General features: G+C 44.9%; 3 protein-coding genes. All 3 read right to left on the bottom strand.

Annotation, left to right across the window (positions count from 1 at the left end; genetic code table 11):
- A partial coding sequence (locus D5R40_RS32390; RefSeq protein ID WP_134239666.1) for an NAD(P)-dependent alcohol dehydrogenase occupies positions 1-915 on the bottom strand: 915 nt, incomplete at its 3' end.
- 42 nt (positions 916-957) lie between these two features.
- On the bottom strand, positions 958-1,224 hold the full coding sequence (locus D5R40_RS43280; RefSeq protein ID WP_375339447.1) for a DUF6326 family protein: 267 nt from the start codon (positions 1,222-1,224) through the stop codon (positions 958-960).
- A 719-nt stretch (positions 1,225-1,943) separates the two neighbouring features.
- Positions 1,944-2,186, bottom strand: a 243-nt coding sequence (locus D5R40_RS38645; RefSeq protein WP_205127826.1) for a helix-turn-helix domain-containing protein, incomplete at its 5' end; no start/stop codon positions are given.

Here is a 2,186-nt window from a genome sequence, read left to right as displayed (position 1 = left end):
TTCGAAGGCTTTCGGGATAGCAGAAAAATCGTAGACTCGATCTATTACAACTTGGATCGCTTTCTCGGTGACCAAGTTCAATACAAAATCTAGGTCCGCAGTCACTGTTTCGGCATCCATAGTGAGGAAATGCTTCGAACTAGTCCTGGAAAACCAAGCCCCTTTTAGCAGGAAGTCAAACAGGTTTTTGAAATTAGAATATCCCACCATCACGCATCTGCCGGTAGGTCTTAGCGCCTGATTGAGTTCCTGAATAGTACGATTACCGATTAAATCGACTATGAGGTCAAATGGCTCCCTTCCACTAAAATCTTCTAGCTCGTAGTCAATTACTTCCTCCGCTCCCAGGGACCTAACGAGCCCTTCATTTTTACCACTACACACCGCTGTCACCGCTGCACCAAATTGCTTAGCCAACTGCACCGCAAAAGTACCGATGCCTCCAGATGCTCCATTGATCAAGACCCTTTGGCCGGTCTGAAGCTGCCCCTTGTCCCGCAAAGCGATCAAGGCTGTGGTAGCTGCCAGCGGAATGGCCGCCGCCTCTTCAAAGGAGACAGCCTCAGGAATCAGCGCTGTTCTACCTTCCGCCAGACAAGCATATTCCGCTAGCCCAACCGAAAAGTTCCTTCCCATCACCCGGTCTCCCATTTTGAATGAACGCACCTTCCCTCCTACCGCTACTACCACACCAGCTACATCGGCTCCTAGAATAGGCTGCTTTGGAGCCCACAAGCCATTCGACAATCTAAGCATCCAAATACTCGCCCGAAGTCGGTGCCACTCTGCAGGGTTTAAGGACCAAGCATTCACTTTGATTAGCACTTCATTTTCCTTGGGCAGGGGTTTGGGATAATCTTCTAGGCGAAGTACATCCGCTGGTGCACCGTATTTTCTATATACAAAAGCTTTCATGCTTGTAACTGTCTAATGCATTGAATGATTTAAATAGTAGCCTTAGGATAAAGGCTCCTCTGCAGGCCATTTCAGGGCAACATACAGTGCAAACAGCATGGCCAACACCTCTACCGTAGCAAAGAATATATAGGACAAAGGCGTACCAGATGATACAATGGAGGGCACTATGACCCAGAGGATCGACAGCGGTACTGCCACCAGATGTAATAGTCGATTGGTTTTGCGATTCGCGAATCTGGATAAAGGGATCATAATGATCGGGACCTCCATCAGCACAGCAAACAACAATACCACTCCTCCCGACATATTTGTACTTACGTATTCCAATTCAGCCAGGTAGCTTGGTTTCAAAGTATTTAGGATATCCGCAGATCATATTCATCAAACGAACACCCAGTGATGGACGCAAGACTCTCGGTCTTGCCTATTGGCAAAAACTTCTCTAAAAGCATAATTCTTCTTTATAGTGATCAAATGGTCAAGGAATCAATTCTACCGAAGGATAAGACAGGCGTGCCATCATCGTGTCTCAATTTCTAAGGGTCCATAGAACGCAATGAATCCTACGGAATTCGACGATCTTAAAAAAACAGTCATCTACAAACTGGGGGTTCCACCGTAACAAGCCTGCGGTAATAATGACGGCAATTAGGTTAATTGTCGGTGATCTTCCGCTTGAGAATAGGGAAGAGGACCATGGCTATGGAATCTCAAGAACAATGCCTCCACTAGCATTAGATTCAGTACTCCATACCATTGTAGTAGCCGGGAAGCAACATTCAAGGTGAGATTCATGTAAATGATTAATATCTCTAAAAATACATTAAAAGGATGAATAGCACAGTGCTGAAAGTTCAGTTAGGATGAATGAATCCATAACTCAATCTTAGTGATTAATAATTATATCACAAAGTTGGAGTGAATTGGACGACCGTCTTGATCAAAGGCTTATTACTTGACTGTAAAGCTCAAGCGTAAGGAGGAGGAGAAGAACGTACTTCTTCTTAAATGCCCGAGGACAAATGTCAGGCTTTCGAAACCCAAATCATAACCAATATGGCAATGGTATCATCAGAGAATGCGCATGATTCAGCTACTTTCTCCAGTCGTTTTTCGAGGACATATTTACCAGGTGAGGTCTCGTAGATTTCTTTGAACTTGCGTTTAAAGGTAGAAAGGCTGTGGTTGGTTAATTGCGCAAGATTCTCGATTGATGCCGCGCTGAGCATGTGAGCATCCACTAACTCTTTAAAGGTAAAGGTCCTTTC

This window comes from Okeania hirsuta, from assembly GCF_003838195.1.
GTDB lineage: Bacteria > Cyanobacteriota > Cyanobacteriia > Cyanobacteriales > Microcoleaceae > Okeania > Okeania hirsuta.
Note: the sequence above shows the minus strand (reverse complement) of the source record. Positions and strands in the feature narration are given on the sequence as shown.

What these genes read in the sequence shown, in the direction of transcription:
- D5R40_RS43280 (WP_375339447.1), bottom strand. Translation starts at nt 1,224, where the DNA reads ATGTCGGGAGGAGTGGTATTGTTGTTTGCTGTGCTGATGGAGGTCCCG.